Consider the following 17,624-nt stretch of genomic DNA (forward strand, 5'->3'; position numbering starts at 1 on the left):
GCCGAGCTTGAGGCGGGTGTCAAGAACAAAGACGGAACATTCTCCTGCTCCGGCCTCCTGCGGCTCCGTGCCTGCAGCCGCTTGGCTTGATCCGCCGGTTCCCACCTCCCGCCCGTCATGGCCGCGACACGCCCGGCCATGACGGGAGGTGGTCACGATGGGGAGCACGGGAGCAACGGTGGAATGCCGAGGGTGACGGTGTCCCGTCGTCCCCGGCGAGCCGAAGGCGAGGGAAGGGGATCCACTCCCATGCGCGGCGCTTTGGATTCCCTTCCCCTGCGAGGGCTTCGCCCTCTCCGGCCGGGAATGACACAGGTCCGTCGCTCCGGGCGGCAATGACAGGGGTGCGGGTGGCGATGATGGATGGGCAAGGAGGTGTCGAAATCCCAAGGCGATTGTATTTGGGGAGGCGGGTGCTTAGGGTGCGCCGCATTCGACACCAGCCCTCCGGTCCGTTCATGCGCTACTTCAACTCCGATGGCGTCAGCATCGCCTATATCGACGTTCCTCCCCACGAGGGGCAGGGCGAGCCGATCCTGCTCATCCACGGTTTCGCATCGAACCATGCCGTGAACTGGGTCAACACGCTCTGGGTGAAGACGCTGACACGCGAAGGATATCGCGTGATCGCGCTCGACAATCGCGGGCACGGGGAGAGCGAGAAGCTCTACGATCCCGAGGCCTACGATTCCTATCGCATGGCGGAGGATGCGCGCCGGCTGCTCGACCATCTCGGCATCGAGCGCGCGGACGTGATGGGCTATTCCATGGGCGCGCGCATCACGGCCCATATGGCGCTGGCCTCACCCGAACGCATGCGCTCCGCCATCCTCGGCGGCCTCGGCATTCATCTCGTCGACGGCGTCGGTCTTCCGCTCGGCATCGCGGACGCCATGGAGGTGCGCTCCCTCGACGAGCTGACCGACCCCATGCAGCGCATGTTCCGTGCCTTCGCCGAGCAGACCAGAAGCGACCTCAAGGCGCTGGCCGCCTGCATTCGCGGTTCGCGCCAGGCGCTCACGAAGGAGGAGGTGGCGTCGATCACGCTGCCGACGCTCGTCGCCGTCGGCACCAGCGACGACGTGGCGGGCTCGGGACCGGAGCTCGTGAAGCTGATGCCGAACGCCACCGCGCTCGACATTCCGGGCCGCGACCACAATCTCGCCGTGGGCGACAAGGTTCACAAGCAGGGGGTGCTGGAGTTTCTTGCCCGCAGGCCGTGAATGAAGCGTTGTGCCGTTCCCCCTCTCCGTTGACTTGGAGCTGTCTTCGACCATTTCCTCCCCCACAAGGAAATACGATGACACGACTCGACAGCGTCATACGGCGCCTGACGGCACAGCGCGATCTTCTGGATTGGGCGAGCCGCGAAATCTCTGCGCAGGGCCTCGTGCTCGAACTCGGCCTCGGCAACGGACGCACCTACGATCACTTACGAAGCCGCTTGCCGGGACGCGAGATCTACGTGTTCGAGCGCTCGCCCGCCGCTCATCCCGATTGCATTCCACCGGACGGCTATCTGATCGTCGGCGACATCTTCGAGACCCTGCCGCTCTTCACGGAGCGTTTCGGCGCGGGCTCGGCGGCGCTGATTCACAGCGACATCGGCACCGGCGACGAGGAGGCCAATCGCGCGCTCGCGAAACGCCTGTCGCCGCTGCTCGAAACACTCCTGCAACCGGGCGGCATGATCATCGCCGATCGCGCATTCGATTGTCCGTCCTGCACGGACATCTCGTCTCGGACCGGCGTGGCCGAGGGACGTTACTTCGTCTACCGGCGCTAACCGTTCAGCGTCCGGTGAAGACGGGCTTGCGCTTTTCGAGGAAGGCGGTGCGGCCTTCCACCGCGTCCGCGCTGTCGAAGCATTGGTCGGCGAGCGCCGCCGGATCGGCGCCGGGATGCGCGAGGCCCATGGCCGCGTCGATTGCGGCCTTCGCGGCGCGGATCGTGAGAGGCGCGTTACCGGCGATGTCCCGGGCGAGCGCGAGGGTGGTTTCCTCCAGGGCATCGTCTGGCACCACGCGCTGAACCACGCCGAGGCGCTGCGCTTCCTCGGCTCCGATGCGCCGCGCCGTATAGAACAGGTCCTTGGCCGCCGGCGCGCCGAGCGCGGCGGTCACCAGCCTCATGGCGCCCGGAGGGTAGCCGATCCCGAGCCGCGCGGCGGGAATGCCGAAGACGGCATTCTCGGAGGCGATGCGCAGATCGCAGGAGAGCGCGAGCCCGAAACCGCCGCCGAGGCAGAAGCCGCGGATCATGGCGATCACCGGTTTCGAGCAATGGGCCACGGCCCAGAAGGCGGCCTCGTTGATCGCCTCGTAGGCCCGCCCGCCCTCGGCATCGGCCCGCACCGTCTCGAACTCCGCGATGTCGGCGCCGGACGCAAAGGATTCCTGTCCTTCGCCCCGCAGCACGATCACGCGCACCCGCTCGTCCCGGTCCAGGCTCGCGACGAGGCCCGGCAGGGCTCTCCACATGTCGAGGTCGAGGGCATTGCGCTTGGCTGGATTGTGGATGGCGATGGTCGCGACGGGGCCGTCGACCGATGCGTTGAGCTTGGAGCTGCTCGGCGAAAAAGAGGCGTTCATGGCGTCCGGTGATCTATGGTAAGGGGCGGGAGCTTCTTATGTATGCTCTTTGGAGCTGGTGCCGGCAGGAGATTATCATGACGCAGACCCGCTTGAAGTCCGGGAACCCGGATTTTATCGCCGGCAAGGTCGACCCGATCTGGAACCGTCTCCGGTCCGAGGCCGAAGCCATCGTCCAGGACGAGCCTGCCCTGGCGGGGTTCGTGCTGAGCGCCATCCTGCATCAGCCGAGCCTGGAGGCGGCGGTGATCCACCGCGTCGCGTCGCGGCTCGGCCATGCGGCCCTGCCGGCCGACATCATCGAGCAGGTTTTCCTCGAGGCGGTGGAGCAGGACCGGAGCATCGGCCAGGCGTTCCGCGCCGATATCAGCGCCGTGCTCGACCGCGACCCGGTCGTGACCCGCGCCCTGGAGCCCGTGCTCTACTTCAAGGGCTTCCACGCCATTCAGACGCATCGGCTCGCCCATTGGCTCTGGAGCCACGGACGGCAGGATTTCGCGCTCTATCTCCAGAGCCGCTCCTCGGAGACGTTCCAGACCGATATCCATCCGGCCGCCCGGATCGGGCGCGGCATCTTCCTCGATCACGCCACGGGGCTGGTGGTCGGCGCGACCGCAATCATCGAGGACAACGTCTCCATGCTCCAGGACGTGACCCTCGGCGGCACCGGCAAGGAGCGGGGCGACCGCCACCCGAAGATCCGGCACGGCGTGCTGATCGGGGCCGGAGCCAAGATCCTGGGCAATATCGAAGTGGGCCATTGCGCGAGAATCGCCGCCGGCTCCGTGGTTCTCAAGCCCGTGCCCCACAATGCGACCGTGGCGGGCGTTCCGGCCAAGGTGGTGGGAACGGCCGGGTGCGAGGAGCCCGCCCGCGCCATGGACCACTTTCTCTCCGAGGCGGAGGGGATCTGACGGGGAGAAGGGGTTTTCGAGAACCCAACGTCGCTTGCCCGCGTTGGCCCGCCGTGGCAATGGCTGAAGCCGGAACAATGTGAGAAAGGACCTGTAGTGGACAAATCGGAGATGGCGAAAGTCGAGCGCTACCTGCGCCAGACCTTTGCGAACCACTCGATCCGGGTGGTCGGCCGCCCGAAGAAAACCGACTCGGCGGAAGTTTACATTGGTGAGGAATTCGTCGGCGTGCTCTTCGTCGACGACGAGGACGGCGACCGCTCCTTCAACTTCACCATGGCGATCCTCGATACGGATCTCGAGGACTGAGCGGCACCATTCGCGGCAGAATCCCCCGGGTTCTGCCGCTTTCATGTTGGACCCGGCGATGCCCGTCTATAGCCTCGACGATGTTGCTCCCGTCCTTCCCGAGGAGGGACGTTTCTGGATCGCTCCGGATGCCCATGTGATCGGCAAGGTGAGGCTCGGGGCCGACGTGGGCATCTGGTTCGGCGCCGTGCTGCGCGGCGACAATGAGCTGATCGACATCGGCCCGGGCAGCAACATCCAGGAAGGGGCGGTGCTCCATACGGATATGGGCGCGCCCCTCACCGTGGGCCCGGGCTGCACCATCGGGCACCGGGCCATCCTGCATGGCTGCACCATCGGCGAGAACTCGCTCATCGGCATGGGAGCCACCGTGCTCAACCATGCGCGCATCGGCCGGAACTGCCTCGTGGGGGCCAATGCGCTGGTCACGGAGGGCAAGGAATTTCCCGACAATTCCCTGATCGTCGGCGCCCCGGCCGAGGCGATCCGCGCGCTCGACGAGGCTGCGGTGGAGACGCTGCGCCTTTCGGCGCGGAACTATGTGGCGAACTGGAAGCGCTTCGCGAACGGAATGAGGCGGATCGACTGACCCGCCTCATGAGGAATCCGGAGAATGGGAGCCGGCCGTCCGTGTGCCGGCGTACTTCTAGCGATTCGCGGTGGTGGTCGGCGAGGTGGCAATGCCGCCCAGCGACACCCAGCCCACCTGATTCTGGCTTTCGCGCTTGATGTAGACGTAGCCGGTGCGGCTCCAGGGCAGAACCGACGAGGTCTTGTTGTCGAGCACGTAGTCGCCGCGATTGGTGCGCACCACGAGCACCGCATGGCCTTCGCCGAGCTCGTCGATCACGACGGTCATGCGCATGGCGCGGCGGGGCAGGCCGCTCTCGGCGAGAATGCGGCGCTTCAGGAGCTGGAAGTCCTCGCAGTCGCCGCGGCCGTCCTCGGCGAAGTCCCAGATGTCGACGACACCCCAATGGTCGGCGTCCGTCACCGCCTTGACGGTGGCGTTCACGCGCTGGTTGACCGACACGATCGTCTTCCAGACCTGGGGGGTCAGCTCGACCGTTTCAGGCTCGTTCACGTTGACGGCGCACTCGGCCGGATTGCTGTCGCAGAACTTGAGCCAAGCCATAAGCGGCTTGGCGGCGCCCATGCTCTCGATCGGGTTGCTGGCGACCGGAAGGGCAGCCAGGGTCTGGGCCTGGGTCGTGTGCCCGGCAAAAATCATGAGAAGCGAGGCGAGAGCTGCTTTGATGAACGTGTCGGAAACGGAAAATTTTTCGATCAATCCGCTGAACAAGCCGTTTTTGAAATATTCCTGCCGCATGCCCCACCAGCCGGTTAATGTTCTTTTAACCAAACTGACATGGTTGAATTTCGGGCTCAAGCGGAAAGTAAAAGGTGAGTTAACGCGTCGCGCCCGGATGCGGTTCCTTTATGGTTAACAAAAATGTGGAGGTTCCGGCGGCGTTGAGGAAAGCCTTCCTCATGCTCGGGGCAAGGTCAAGCTAAGCACTTGGTTTTGCTTGCACAGCAGGCCAAAGACAGGGCTTAAGTGGAAGGATCGCCGCCGCTGCCAGCCCGATTCCCCTCATGCTGCCAGCCCATGAAAAAGTTGTCCATGACCTTGCGCCAGCCCCGTGTTCGCGAACCCGTCTTCAATCTGCCCGTGGTCGTGACCGCCAGCATTCTCGCTCTGGTGGCGTTTCATGCCTTCCGCATGGTCTTCCTGTCCGAAGAGGCCGACTTCCAGACGGTGATCGACTGGGCGGTGATTCCCGCCCGCTGGTCCGTGGCCTATGGCGGCGTCGAGAGCCGGGAGATCGTAAGGATGCTCCAGGAGGGCGCGTCGGAGGATTCCCTGGAGCCGATCGCGGCCTTCGCCCAGTACGTCCTCGGCGACGGCGAGGGGCGACCCTGGACGGCGCTGACCTACGCGCTGCTTCACGGCTCCTGGACCCATGTGCTCATCAACGGCATCTGGCTCGCGGCCTTCGGCACGCCGATCGCCCGGCGCTGCGGGGCGGGGCGGTTCCTCCTGCTTTCCGCCCTCTCGGCCGTCGGCGGCGCGGTGCTCTACGTGGCCATGAACCCGATGCAGGTGTTTCCGCTGGTCGGTGCCTCGGGGGCGGTGTCCGGCCTCATGGCGGCCGCGGCCTGGTTCATGTTCGCGCCCGCGACCTGGCATTGGGAAGGACGCCTCACCGAACCCCATGAGAGGCCCCGTCAGGGTCTTGGCGACCTCGTCCGCAACCGGCCGTTCCTGATCTTTCTGGGAGTCTGGTTCGCCACCAACTACCTGTTCGCCTTCGCCCAGCCCATCGGCGTCGGCGAGGGCACCATCGCCTGGGAGGCGCATGTGGGCGGCTTCCTTGTGGGGCTTGTCGTTTTTCCCTGGATCGATCCTCTGCCGGCTCAAGGACGCCGCCTCTCGGCTTGAAAGCGCCTTGGTTTGAGCCGATCATCCTTCCAACTGACGCAAGGTGATTTCCCGTACGCGGGAGATCGCTCGTCTCAGCCAGCGCGTGCGAAGGCGCCGTGGTCTTCGCTCCGCCCAACGGGAGGGAAAACATGAATGTCGATCAGATCCTTTCGCTGAAAGGACGCAATGTCGTCTCCATCGAAGCCGACCGCTCCTTGAGCGAGGCGGCCCGGATCCTCTCCGAGCGGAGGATCGGTGCTCTCGTCGTGATCGATGGCAGGCAGCCGGTCGCGGGCATTCTCTCCGAGCGGGACATCGTGCGGGCCGTTGCCACGCAGGGCGCGCAGGCCCTGGGCGAGCCGGTGTCGCGCTTCATGACCGGACAGGTCGTTACCTGCTCGGGCCGGAGTTCCGTCAACGAGCTGATGGAACTGATGACGCAGCAGAAGTTCCGGCACGTTCCCGTCGTCGAGGCGGGGCAGCTCGTCGGCATCATCTCCATCGGCGACGTGGTGAAGCAGCGCGTCGGCGAGATCGAGGCGGAGAGCCAGGCGATCAAGGAATACATCGCCACCGCCTGACCGGGGACCGATCAGGTCTCCTGCGTTTCCTGAAGCAGCTCCAGGACATCCGGCAGGGCGCGCTCCGTGGCCTGCCGTCCCAGGGCGATGCATTCCTGAGCGCGGTGGAACTCGAACAGGCCCATCTTCGCGAGCTTCGGCGCGATCATCACGTCGGGCGGATCGCCCGCGAGGCGCGAGCGGGCGATGCGATCCTGGGTGATGTTGAAGGCGTCGACCATCACGGTGGCCATGCCCGGGGCATTCGGCTTGCGGATCCTGTCGGCGCGCGCTCCCGAGAAGAGAGCCCATTTGCGGGGCGCTTCCTCGATCACCTCTTCGATCTCCTTCTGGTCGCTCGTCTCGGTGTCGTAGGACTGGATCACCGTTCCCCGCACGCGCACCTCGCCGTTGAGGTTCACGCAGAGCACGAGATCCGCCCCCAGGGCCCGGGCGGCCGTGATCGGGATGGGGTTCACCAGCGCCCCGTCCATGAGCCAGCGCCCGCCCACGAGAACGGGGTCGAACACGCCCGGAAGGGCATAGGACGCCCGCATCGCCTGGACGAGGGGCCCCCGCGTCAGCCAGATTTCGTGGCCGCTCGTGAGCTCGGTGGCGATGGTGCAGAACTTGATCGGGAGGGTCTCGACCCGACGGTCCACGAGATCCTGGTCGAGGAGCCGCTGCAGGCGGCCGCCCGCGATCAGGCCCGCACCGCTGAAGTGGAAATCGAGCAGGCCCATGACCCGGCGCTTGGTCAGCGACAGGGCGAAGGCCTCGAGCTCGTCGAGCTTGCCTGCGGCGTAGCAGCCGCCGACCACCGCTCCGATGGAGCATCCGGCGATCACGTCCGGGACGATGCCCGCCTCCTCGAGAACCCGCAGCACCCCGATATGGGACCAGCCCCGCGCCGCGCCGCCGCCGAGCGCCAGGCCGATCCTCACCTTCGCACGCGGGGCGCGCTCCGCCGGCTGCCTGATCTCCTCGACACCCCCGCCGCCCCCTGCTCCGGCACTGCGCCGGGCAATTCCGTCCCACAACATCGCTCAACTCCAAGGCCACTCGTCTCATCCTCGCGCCAGGGTCGTGACGGCCGGATGAATGCTGCCCTCTAGTTTCACTTAGGTCGCGTTGCCGAAAACTGAACAGTAGAGGGGCGCAGGGCCCGGTGCGACAAGATGATGATGGTGACCGAGAACAGGATCAGCACGCCCAGCATCGCGCGCAGGCCGAACAGGTCGCCGCCGAATCCGATCATCGGCGGGCCCAGGAGGTAGCCCCCATAGCCGAGGGTCGCGACCATCGCGACGCCCGCGCTCGGCGCGACGCCGGGGATCTGGGCGGCCGTGCTGAAGAGAACCGGCACGAGGTTGGCGAGGCCGAAGCCCACCAGGGCAAATCCGATCGTGGCCGGAATCGGTTGCGGCACAAGGATCGCGAGGGCCAATCCGGAGGCCGCCAGGATGCCGCCGAGCTGCACCGTTCGCGGGCGGCCGAGCGCACGCACGACCGCATCACCCAGGAAGCGGCAGATGGTCATGGCCAGGGAGAAGGCGGCGAAACCCGTGACCGCCGCCTGCAGGTCCGCGCCGGCCACGGTCTGCAGATAGATGGCCGACCAGTCGACCATGGCGCCTTCGACGATGAAGCAGAACATCGCCAGCACGGCGACGACCGCGACGGGGCCGCGGGGCCAGGCGAAGCCATGGCCCTCCCTGTCCCGGGCCCGTTTCGGATCCTCCATCATCCCGAAGGCGGCGGCGAGAAAGAGCGCGCCCAGGCCGAGGCAGGCCACCAGCAGGGTCTCGAAAATCGACAGCCCGAAGCCGATCAGCAGCCCGGAGAGGGCCGCGCCCGCCAGGCCGCCGAGGCTGAAAAAGGCGTGGAACGAGGACATGATCGCCGAGCCCCAGGCTTTCTCCACCACGGTGGCATTGGTGTTCATGGAGATGTCCAGGGTGCCGTTGCAGGCGCCGGCCAGGAGCGAGGCGGCGATGAAAAGGCCCAGGGACGGCGCGAGCCCGATCAGGAGGAGGGTGACCGTGAAGGCGAAGGCGGCCGCGATGGTCGCAAGCCGGCTGCCGACGATGGTGACCGCCCAGCCGACGATGGGCATGAGCGCCACCGCGCCGATGGAGAAGGCGAGCAGCCCGAGGCTGAGCTGTCCGTCTGAGAGGCCGAGGGCAGCCTTGAACCGAGGCAGCTGGGCCGCCCAGATTCCGATGCCGAAGCCATTGCCGAAGAAAGTCGCGCTGGCGGCTGCGCGGGCCGGAAGAAGATCGCGTCGTGTCATGCCCTGGCTTTTAACGCCCAGGAGCTGATTTGGAACCCGCCGAAGGCGGATGGCAGACTCGCATTCGTGCGAGGGTGGCCCTCAGGCCTCCACGAGGCCCGGCTTTCCGTCCGCCATGTCGACCCTGCGGTAGAAGCAGGAGCGGCGCCCCGTGTGACAGCAGCCGCCGTCGCCCGCCACGTTCACCTTGAGCCACAGGGCGTCCTGGTCGCAATCGATCCGGATCTCGACGACGGTCTGGATCTGTCCGCTCGTGGCGCCCTTGTGCCAGAGCTCCCCGCGCGAGCGCGACCAATACCAGGCCTCGCCGGTCTCGAGGGTCCTGGCGAGAGCCTCCGCGTTCATGTGCGCGACCATCAGCAGGTCGCCGGTTGCCGCGTCCGTCGTGACGCAGGTGACGAGCCCGTCCGCGTTGAAGCGCGGGGTGAGGGCGGTGCCTTCCTCGAGATCGGCCTTGGGGCCGGGGGGCGGGAAGGAGCTGGAGCAGGACGCGCACATGGAAGTCTCTGGGGGGAGGTGAGGGGTCGCCTCAAGCCTTACCGTGTCTCACGAGCGTGAGGAAGCGGACCTGCTCGGTGGGGTCCTCCTTGAAGACGCCGGTGAACTGCGTCGTGAGCGTCATGGCGCCGGCCTTCTGCACCCCACGCATGGACATGCACATGTGCTCCGCCTCGATCATCACCGCCACGCCCCGGGGTTCGAGCGCCTGCTCCATGGCCGTCGCGATCTGCGACGTCATGGTCTCCTGGGTCTGGAGGCGGCGGGCATAGACCTCCACCAGGCGCGCGAGCTTGGACAATCCCACCACGCCCTTCGTCGGGTAATAGGCGATGTGCGCCATGCCGTAGAACGGCACCATGTGGTGCTCGCAATGGGAATAGAAGGGGATGTCGCGCACGAGGACGATGTCGTCGTAGCCTTCGACTTCGGCGAAGATCTTGTTCAGGACGTCCTTCGGGTCGTCCGCGTAGCCGGAATAGAATTCCTTGAAGGCCTTTGCCACGCGCTTTGGGGTTTCGAGCAGACCTTCCCGCTGCGGATCGTCGCCCGCCCAGCGGATCAGGGTGCGCACGGCGGCTTCGGCTTCCTCTCGGGACGGACGTTCTTTGGACTTGTCGGCGGCTGGAATCAGGCGCGGAGACAGGGACTTAACCACATCACTCACGTGGAGCCTCTTTCTTGATTTGGAAACATCTGGAAGCAGGGGTACTTCCGGCGTTCGCACTCCCGTCTCCCGTCTTAAGCCAACACGCAGCCCCGTCGCGGAGTTCGGTCATGATCCCTATATATGCATATATGTGTGCGGAGCACATTCCCAATCGGAAGCCTCATACACTGGAATGCTAAACGATATCTACAGCCGCCGCATCCTCGAGCTTGCGGCTAATATTCCCTGTCTCGGACGGTTGCCCGAGCCGGACGCGTCGGCGACGGCGCGCTCCAAGCTTTGCGGCTCGACCGTGACAGTTGACATAAAGCTCGATGACGGGGTCGTGACGGCCTTCGCTCACGACGTGAAGGCCTGTGCCCTGGGCCAGGCCTCCTCCGCCATCATGGGCCGGCACGTGATCGGCTCGACGGCCGAGGAGCTGCGGCAGGTGCGGGAGGCGGCGACCCGCCTGCTCAAGGCCGGGGGCGTGCCGCCGCAGGGCAAGTGGGAGGACCTCAAGGTCCTCGAACCCCTGCGGGAGTACAAGGCCCGCCATGCGTCGATTCTTCTCACCTTCGATGCGGTGGTGGACGCCCTCGATCAGATCGAGGCGCGCCGGGCCCGGGGCGAGGCGTGATGCAAAGCCCGGTCCAGCGGGCGGCCCATTGGGCGATCCGGGGCTATCAGCTCAGCCTCTCCGGCCTCGTCGGCCGCCAGTGCCGGCATCTGCCGTCCTGCTCCGAGTACACGGACGAGGCGATCCAGAAGCACGGCTTCTGGGCCGGAGGCTGGATGGGCTTCGCCCGCATCTGCCGCTGCGGCCCCTTCGGCACGCACGGGATCGACCTGGTTCCCGAAACATTGCCCGACGGCTCGGGCTGGTATAAGCCCTGGGCCTATGGTCGCTGGCGAGGCGTGAACGCGCCGGAAAACACCTCTGCGATCACCTGCGACTCGGTCGAACCCGGCGGCGACTGATCCTGGCCATTCCAACAAACCGCCGGCCCCCGCTTACCTGCTCCGTTGGCAGGAGTGAGCCAGGAGACAGAACGACGATGATCACCCTGACATTTCCCGACGGCGCCCAGCGCCAATATGCCCCCGGCACCACCGGCCGCGAGATCGTGGAGGGCATTGCCAAGTCCTTGGCCAAGCGCACGGTTGCGATGGCGCTCGACGGCACGGTGACCGACCTCGCCGACCCCATCGCCCGGGACGCCAAGATCGAATTCCTCAACCGGGAGGATCCGCGCGCGCTGGAGCTGATCCGGCACGATTGCGCGCACGTGCTCGCGGAAGCGGTGCAGGAGCTTTTTCCGGGCACGCAGGTGACCATCGGTCCGGTGATCGAGAACGGCTTCTATTACGACTTCGCCCGCAACGAGCCCTTCACCCCGGAGGACTTCCCGGCCATCGAGGCGAAGATGCGCGAGATCATCGCGCGCGACAAACCCTTCACGAAGGAGGTGTGGAGCCGCGACAAGGCCCGCCAGGTCTTCAAGGAGAAGGGCGAGACCTACAAGGTCGAGCTCGTCGACGCGATCCCCGAGGGCCAGGATCTCAAGATCTATTTCCAGGGCGACTGGTTCGATCTCTGCCGTGGTCCGCACATGACCTCCACGGGCAAGATCGGCAACGCCTTCAAGCTCATGAAGGTGGCGGGCGCCTACTGGCGGGGTGATTCGAACAACGCGATGCTCACCCGCATCTACGCCACCGCCTGGGCCTCCCAGGAAGACCTCGACACCTATATCCGGCAGCTCGAGGAGGCCGAGAAGCGCGACCACCGCCGCCTGGGCCGCGAGATGGACCTGTTCCACTTCCAGGAGGAGGGGCCAGGCGTCGTCTTCTGGCACCCGAAGGGCTGGACGGTGTTCCAGGAGCTGATCTCCTACATGCGCCGCCGCCTGAAGGGCACTTATCAGGAAGTGAACGCTCCGCAGATCCTCGACAAGGCCCTGTGGGAGACCTCGGGCCACTGGGGCTGGTATCGCGAGAACATGTTCGCGACACAGACCGAGGACGATCGTGTCTTCGCCATCAAGCCGATGAACTGCCCGGGCCACGTGCAGATCTTCAAGCACGGCCTCAAGTCGTATCGGGACCTGCCGCTGCGCCTCGCCGAGTTCGGCAACGTGCACCGCTACGAGCCGTCGGGCGCGCTGCACGGGCTCATGCGCGTGCGCGGCTTCACGCAGGACGACGCGCACATCTTCTGCACGGAGGATCAGCTCGCCGAGGAATGCCTGAAGATCAACGACCTGATCCTGTCGACCTACGCCGATTTCGGCTTCGACGAGATCGTCGTGAAGCTCTCGACGAGGCCCGAGAAGCGCGTCGGCACGGACGAGATGTGGGATCACGCCGAAGAGGTGATGACCCGCGTTCTCAAGCAGATCGAGGAGCAATCGGGCGGGCGCATCAAGACTGCGATCAACCCCGGCGAGGGCGCGTTCTACGGGCCGAAATTCGAGTACGTGCTGCGCGACGCCATCGGCCGCGACTGGCAATGCGGCACCACGCAGGTGGACTTCAACCTGCCGGAGCGGTTCGGCGCGTTCTACGTCGACCAGGACGGCCAGAAGAAGACCCCCGTCATGGTGCACCGCGCGATCTGCGGCTCCATGGAGCGCTTCACCGGCATCCTGATCGAGCACTTCGCCGGTCACTTCCCGCTCTGGCTCGCGCCCGTGCAGGCGGTCGTCGCCACCATCACGTCCGAGGGCGACGAATACGCCATGGAGGTGGTGAGGGCCGCCGAAGCCGCGGGCCTGCGCGTCGAGGCCGATCTTCGCAACGAGAAGATCAACTACAAGGTCCGCGAGCATTCCCTGGTGAAGGTGCCGGTGCTGCTCGTGGTCGGCCGCAAGGAGGCGGCCGAGCGCACCGTGTCGATCCGCCGCTTGGGAAGCCCCAACCAGCAGACCATGTCCCTCGACGACGCCTTGAAGGCGCTCGCGGCGGAGGCCGTCACACCGGACCGCAGGAGCGCCGCCAAGGCCGTGTCGGAGCCGGAAGGCCACGCCACGCTCGACGGCCATCACGTGGTCGCCCGCACGGTGGCGTAAGAAACGATTGGTTCGATGACGAAGGCGGCGCTTCTCAAAGGCAGGCGCCGCCTTTTTGTTTGACGCCCTTTCCCTCCCCCTTGTGGGGAGGGGCAGGGGTGGTGCGACCAGGTGAAAGCCTTACGAGTGCAGCGCGGTTTCACCTCTCCTGCCCAAGAGAGGGATGTGCTGGAGCAGCCTTCATGCTGTCTGGAAATCGCGCAGCGCCCTGGCTTTCCCAACCCCGCCCTCGATCCCTCCCCGCAAGGGGGAGGGAAGATCCGTTCGCTCTCAGCGGATAGAGCCGTTTGTCACGTCGTCTGCCGCTGACGCCCGCTCGCGCGGCCGCCGGGCGCCGTTCCGGTGGTGGTGCCGGCGGTGCCGCTGCCGGGATTGCCGCTCATCGCGACAGCGTCGCCGGCCTCCGTGCCGGTCGCGTGCTCGCCCTGCCGCTGGCCGACGCGCAGGTTGTTCTGCACATGCGTGACGCCCGACACGGATTCGGCGATGTCCTCGGCCCAGCGCTTCTCGTTCCGGTCGCGCACGGTGCCCGTGAGGGTGACCTCGCGGTTCTGGACCGTCACCTCGATCTCCGACGCATCGACGCGCACATCGTCGCCGAGGCGCTCGCTCACGTCCTCGCGGATGCGGTCGTCCGAGCGCTGGTAGTTGCGAGGCCCGCGGCCGCGATGATCCTCGCGGCGCACTTCACCGCGGCTTGCCGTGGCGTCGTTGCCGAAGCGGGTGTTGCCGGGCCCCATGCCGTAATTGCTGTGATCGCGCCGCTCGTTCACGAGGCTCCAGGTGCGCTCGCGATCCTGCATGCGGCGGTCGTCCTCGCTGCTGTCGTCGCCGGGGCGCGCACGCTCGCCCGTGATGGTGGAGGCGCCATAGCGCTTCGGGCGATAGCCGCGCCCGGCGGAGCCAGGGCCGGCGTATTCGTCGCCGTAGCTCTGATAGCCGTCGCCCCCGAAGCCGCCCTGCATTCGTGCGTTGCGCGCGCCTTCCTGGCCCGGATAGCCGAAGCTGCCGAAGGCCGCGCGCACGTCGTCCTCCTCGCGGAAGCGGAACTGGTCGCGCCCGCCGCGGGCCTGGTCGGCCTGCCCCCGAGAACCGCCCTCACGGTAGTCATGTGGGCGATGGCGCCAATCGTCGCCCTCCTGCCCCAGACGCCGCTCCAGCTCCCGCCGCTCGTCGCCGCTCAGCCGGGCCTGCCCGCCGCTGCGGGTCTGGTCGGCGCGGGCCGATGTCGGCGTGCCCGTGCGGTCGGGCTCCGACGGCGTCGAGATGCGGCGCAGGGCGCGGGACGCATCGCCCTCGCTGTCGGTCGCGAGATCGCCCAGGGCGACGATGCCGACGAGGTGCTTGTCGTGATCGACCACGGGCAGGCGGCGGATCTGGTGATCGCTCATCAACTGCACGATGTGGCCGACATCGTCGTCGTCGAAGCACCACCACACATTGTCCGACATGACGTCGCGCACACGGGTCGTGTCGGGCGGCAGGCCTGCCGCCGTTGCCCGGACGGTGATGTCCCGGTCGGTGATCATGCCGCGCAGGCGACGCCCGTCGCAGACGGGCAGCACGCCGACATTCATCTCGTCCATCAGCCGCGCGGCTTCCTGGATGGTCTTGTCGGGCGAGACCACGCGCACGTTGCGGGTCATGATGTCTGAAATCTTCATGAGCTTCATCCCTCGCAAGGTCGCGCCCCGGCATGGAAACCGGGAGCGGAATCGGCGCGATGCGCGAGACCTTCGAGCGCATGCCCGGCGCGACCGAATGTGCCCGGTCAATGCCGCGAGGGTGAAAAAGGTTCAGGGATTGGGGGTCACGAGAACTTCGATGTCCCGGTCGAGACCGCTCTCGACCTTGAAGTCCTTCGTGTAGACCTTGCCTTCGTGACGGGCGATCAGAACGTATTCGCCTTCCGCGAGCGTCACGGACGGGAACGCCCCGATGGCTTCGCGGATCACGTCGCCGCCGGGGGTCAGCACGCTGAAGGCCGTTCCGGCGAAAGCCTCGCCGCCCGCCGAGGCCACGAGCTTGAGCGTCACGGTGGCGGCGCGGTGGTTGAGGGTCGCTTCCGTCACCTTGCCGGCCTCCACCTTCAGGTCGCTGCGCATGATGGCGTTGGCGTCCCCGAAGGTGGACACCACGTGGTAGGTGCCCTCCGGCAGGCGGATGATTTCGTTCGGCTTGGCGTTGGCGATGACGAGCTTGCCTTCCGAGTTCTGGGCCTCGGGCACGTAGACCGCGAAGGTCACGCGGCCGAGCGGAATCGGGGTCTCGCCGACGGCGCCTTTGAGCCTGAGCGCGCCCGCGCTGACCACGAGGCGCTCGTTCAGGTTGCCGGACTGGACGCTGATGCGCTTCGAGGCGCTGGCGAAGCCATAGGTCACGTGCACGATGTAGTTGCCCGGCGCCAGAATGAAGCTCGGCGCGGGGCTGCTGGAGCGGGCGACGATGGTCGGCTGGGAACTGTCGCCGCGATCCTCGAAAACGCGCCAGACCAGGCCGGAGCGGATCGGCTCGTTGCTCCCCGAGAAGACGGCGCCCGTGCCGACCGAGACCTGCTTCAGGGCGACCGGAGGCGGAGGGGTCTGGGAGAGCGAGGGCACGCCGGGGGACGACGGCTGGCCGAAGGGCTGAGGCGGCACGCCGAGGGGCTGGGTCAGGCTCTGGGCCGAAGCGGCAGAGGCCGTCAGACACGCCAGAAGGCCGAGGGTCGAAAGGCGAGGGGTCAGGAACGTGATCATCAAACCAATTCGAAAATCCCGCTACCGCACCGGAGCGGCGATAGCGGTCTGGATCGGCGCATCCTCGGTTTCCACGAGATCGGAAGCCGCTGCAACCAAATTCTCGAAGGAGAGAGGCCGGAAGGTGAATTCGACGCGATGCGTGCCTGCCGGCACCTCCACGCCACGGAACAGCAGATTGGCGCGAAGCACCGGCCGGCGCGCGCCGTCGACCCGGGCCTCCCAGCCCGGATAATAGATGTCGTGCAGCACGAGGACGCCGTGCTCCGCGGTCTCGACCTCCAGGGTGACGNCAGGGGCGTAACGGGCCGTGAGCAGGGGCATGCTCTCCTGGTCGATCAGCGCTTCCGTCTCGCGGTCGAAATCGGGCAATTCGTCGGCCCCGACCACCGCCTCCGAATCCACCGCCTGCACGTGATGGGCCATGTAGGCGCGCCGTCCTTTGGTGTTGAGGCGGTAGATCCACATCTTGCCGGTTCCGTAGACCACCTCCGCATCCGCCAGGCGGGGAAAATGGCGGGGCAGCTTCTGGACCGGGCGGTCGAGGACCAGGTAGTCGAGCCCGAGCAGGCCCGCGAGCTCGCATTCGTAGCCCCGGAACGACGCCGGGAACCGGCGCAGGTTCGGGTCCTCGGCATTCTCTCCGGGCCCGATGGCGCGCTCGTAATCGGCGAGCCGCAGGGGATTGTAGCCGATGATGTCCTCGATCTCGAGAACCATGGAGGCATTCTGCCAGGAGCCCGCCAGCCCAAGGATCTCCACGCGGGGATATTCCCCCTGCTTGTGGCGCTCCGCGAGCTCGCGCTTGAGGATCTGAAGGCCCTGCAGCTGCTCCGGCGGCAGCTTGGTGAACACGGTGTAGCGCTCGGCCGGTTCGGCATTGAGCGCCGAGGCCGCATGGCGGCCGATGAGCTCGGCACCGGTGAGAACTACGAGAGCGGCGGCGAGGGCCTCCCGCCGATAGGCGCTGCCACCCAGGCCGGCCACGAGCCCCATGACGAGGGCCGCCGCGAGCAGACCGCCTCCGGCCTCCGCCAGGGAGGAGGAGACATGGCCGCCCTTGACCGCGAAGGCGACGCCGCTGGCGATGGCGGCGATCACGAGCGCGACCGCGAGCGCCGGCAGCGCGACCCGGAGCCGGCCGAGGGCGGCCCTGCTCCAGCTCGGCATTCCCTCGACCGTGTAGCGATGGACGAGATAACCCGACGAGAAGGCCAGCGCGATGTTGAGCAGGAAGGTGGCGTCCGCCGGGCGGCGATAGAGGTTCACGCCCGGCATATGATCGAAGATCGCCTCGAAGCCGGGGCTGTAGCGGCCGAGCGCGTAGAACAGCGCCAGCAAGCCGACCCCCAGGAAGAAGCGGAACTCGCGCGCGAAAAGCCTGCCGCCGGCGATTCCGTGCCAGAGGAGGAACAGGGCCGGGATCGTGCCGATGAACAGGTAGTTCGTGGCCCGGTCCGTCCAGGTGCCTTCGGCGAGGCTGTGCCAGTCCGGGCCCCAGTAATCGTAGGTCCAGCGCAGCGAGCCGAAGATGTTGGCGAACAGGATCGTGGCAAGGCTTTCCGGGGGCAGGGAG

Annotated in this window: 18 protein-coding genes; 10 read left to right on the forward strand and 8 right to left on the reverse strand. The window is 66.7% G+C overall.

Going from position 1 to position 17,624, the window contains the following annotated elements; genetic code table 11:
- The first annotated feature begins 458 nt into the window (after positions 1-458).
- Together E4K09_RS04110 and E4K09_RS04115 are read left to right on the forward strand one after the other, a co-directional pair.
- Positions 459-1,223 (forward strand): alpha/beta fold hydrolase, encoded by a 765-nt coding sequence (locus E4K09_RS04110; RefSeq protein ID WP_134495426.1) that lies wholly within the window; start codon positions 459-461, stop codon positions 1,221-1,223.
- 77 nt (positions 1,224-1,300) lie between these two features.
- Positions 1,301-1,786: a class I SAM-dependent methyltransferase gene (locus E4K09_RS04115; RefSeq protein ID WP_134495368.1), complete on the forward strand. Its 486-nt coding sequence runs from the start codon at positions 1,301-1,303 to the stop codon at positions 1,784-1,786.
- Between the two features lie 4 nt (positions 1,787-1,790).
- Here the strand turns inward: E4K09_RS04115 and E4K09_RS04120 are convergent, their stop codons facing one another.
- Positions 1,791-2,591, reverse strand: a complete 801-nt coding sequence (locus tag E4K09_RS04120; RefSeq protein ID WP_134495370.1) for an enoyl-CoA hydratase — start codon at positions 2,589-2,591, stop codon at positions 1,791-1,793.
- 77 nt (positions 2,592-2,668) lie between these two features.
- Here E4K09_RS04120 and cysE point away from each other — a divergent pair, with 77 nt between their 5' ends.
- The 3 genes from cysE (at position 2,669) to E4K09_RS04135 (ending at position 4,403) form a co-directional block, all read left to right on the forward strand.
- A complete protein-coding gene (cysE, locus tag E4K09_RS04125; protein ID WP_134495372.1) occupies positions 2,669-3,505 on the forward strand; it encodes a serine O-acetyltransferase in 837 nt (278 codons plus the stop codon).
- A gap of 111 nt (positions 3,506-3,616) precedes the next feature.
- On the forward strand, positions 3,617-3,814 hold the full coding sequence (locus E4K09_RS04130; protein WP_201752112.1) for a DUF3126 family protein: 198 nt from the start codon (positions 3,617-3,619) through the stop codon (positions 3,812-3,814).
- Positions 3,815-3,872: 58 nt separating this feature from the next.
- Entirely contained in the window at positions 3,873-4,403 is a 531-nt protein-coding gene (locus E4K09_RS04135; protein WP_134495376.1) for a gamma carbonic anhydrase family protein, read from the forward strand.
- Between the two features lie 57 nt (positions 4,404-4,460).
- On the opposite strand, the gene E4K09_RS04140 is transcribed toward E4K09_RS04135, so the two are convergent.
- The gene (locus tag E4K09_RS04140) at positions 4,461-5,144 is read right to left on the reverse strand and encodes a transglutaminase-like cysteine peptidase (protein ID WP_134495428.1); all 684 of its coding nucleotides are present in this window, start codon (positions 5,142-5,144) and stop codon (positions 4,461-4,463) included.
- 279 nt (positions 5,145-5,423) lie between these two features.
- Between E4K09_RS04140 and E4K09_RS04145 the strand changes: the two genes are divergently transcribed.
- Together E4K09_RS04145 and E4K09_RS04150 are read left to right on the forward strand one after the other, a co-directional pair.
- Positions 5,424-6,257 (forward strand): rhomboid family intramembrane serine protease, encoded by an 834-nt coding sequence (locus E4K09_RS04145; protein WP_134495378.1) that lies wholly within the window; start codon positions 5,424-5,426, stop codon positions 6,255-6,257.
- Between the two features lie 131 nt (positions 6,258-6,388).
- Positions 6,389-6,820, forward strand: coding sequence for a CBS domain-containing protein (locus E4K09_RS04150; protein WP_134495380.1), 432 nt, complete (start codon positions 6,389-6,391; stop codon positions 6,818-6,820).
- Positions 6,821-6,831: 11 nt separating this feature from the next.
- On the opposite strand, the gene E4K09_RS04155 is transcribed toward E4K09_RS04150, so the two are convergent.
- The 4 genes from E4K09_RS04155 to folE form a co-directional block, all read right to left on the reverse strand.
- Positions 6,832-7,842, reverse strand: coding sequence for a patatin-like phospholipase family protein (locus E4K09_RS04155; RefSeq protein ID WP_134495382.1), 1,011 nt, complete (start codon positions 7,840-7,842; stop codon positions 6,832-6,834).
- Between the two features lie 74 nt (positions 7,843-7,916).
- Entirely contained in the window at positions 7,917-9,092 is a 1,176-nt protein-coding gene (locus E4K09_RS04160; RefSeq protein WP_134495384.1) for an MFS transporter, read from the reverse strand.
- A gap of 81 nt (positions 9,093-9,173) precedes the next feature.
- Positions 9,174-9,590 (reverse strand): phosphoribosyl-AMP cyclohydrolase, encoded by a 417-nt coding sequence (hisI, locus tag E4K09_RS04165; RefSeq protein ID WP_134495386.1) that lies wholly within the window; start codon positions 9,588-9,590, stop codon positions 9,174-9,176.
- Between the two features lie 31 nt (positions 9,591-9,621).
- Complete coding sequence (gene folE, locus E4K09_RS04170) at positions 9,622-10,257, reverse strand: GTP cyclohydrolase I FolE (RefSeq protein ID WP_134495388.1); 636 nt, start codon at positions 10,255-10,257, stop codon at positions 9,622-9,624.
- A gap of 175 nt (positions 10,258-10,432) precedes the next feature.
- Here folE and E4K09_RS04175 point away from each other — a divergent pair, with 175 nt between their 5' ends.
- The 3 genes from E4K09_RS04175 (at position 10,433) to thrS (ending at position 13,310) form a co-directional block, all read left to right on the forward strand.
- The gene (locus tag E4K09_RS04175) at positions 10,433-10,879 is read left to right on the forward strand and encodes an iron-sulfur cluster assembly scaffold protein (RefSeq protein ID WP_134495390.1); all 447 of its coding nucleotides are present in this window, start codon (positions 10,433-10,435) and stop codon (positions 10,877-10,879) included.
- Positions 10,879-11,220: a membrane protein insertion efficiency factor YidD gene (gene yidD, locus E4K09_RS04180; RefSeq protein WP_134495392.1), complete on the forward strand. Its 342-nt coding sequence runs from the start codon at positions 10,879-10,881 to the stop codon at positions 11,218-11,220. The genes E4K09_RS04175 and yidD overlap by 1 nt, the downstream gene beginning before the upstream one ends.
- 77 nt (positions 11,221-11,297) lie before the next feature.
- Positions 11,298-13,310, forward strand: a complete 2,013-nt coding sequence (thrS, locus tag E4K09_RS04185; protein WP_134495393.1) for a threonine--tRNA ligase — start codon at positions 11,298-11,300, stop codon at positions 13,308-13,310.
- A gap of 290 nt (positions 13,311-13,600) precedes the next feature.
- Here the strand turns inward: thrS and E4K09_RS30100 are convergent, their stop codons facing one another.
- Together E4K09_RS30100 and E4K09_RS04200 are read right to left on the reverse strand one after the other, a co-directional pair.
- On the reverse strand, positions 13,601-14,974 hold the full coding sequence (locus E4K09_RS30100; protein WP_244610352.1) for a CBS domain-containing protein: 1,374 nt from the start codon (positions 14,972-14,974) through the stop codon (positions 13,601-13,603).
- Between the two features lie 132 nt (positions 14,975-15,106).
- The gene (locus E4K09_RS04200; protein WP_134495395.1) at positions 15,107-16,048 is read right to left on the reverse strand and encodes a hypothetical protein; all 942 of its coding nucleotides are present in this window, start codon (positions 16,046-16,048) and stop codon (positions 15,107-15,109) included.
- Between the last annotated feature and the right edge of the window lie 1,576 nt (positions 16,049-17,624).

The organism is Microvirga pakistanensis (assembly GCF_004458765.1).
GTDB classification, from domain to species: Bacteria; Pseudomonadota; Alphaproteobacteria; order Rhizobiales; family Beijerinckiaceae; genus Microvirga; species Microvirga pakistanensis.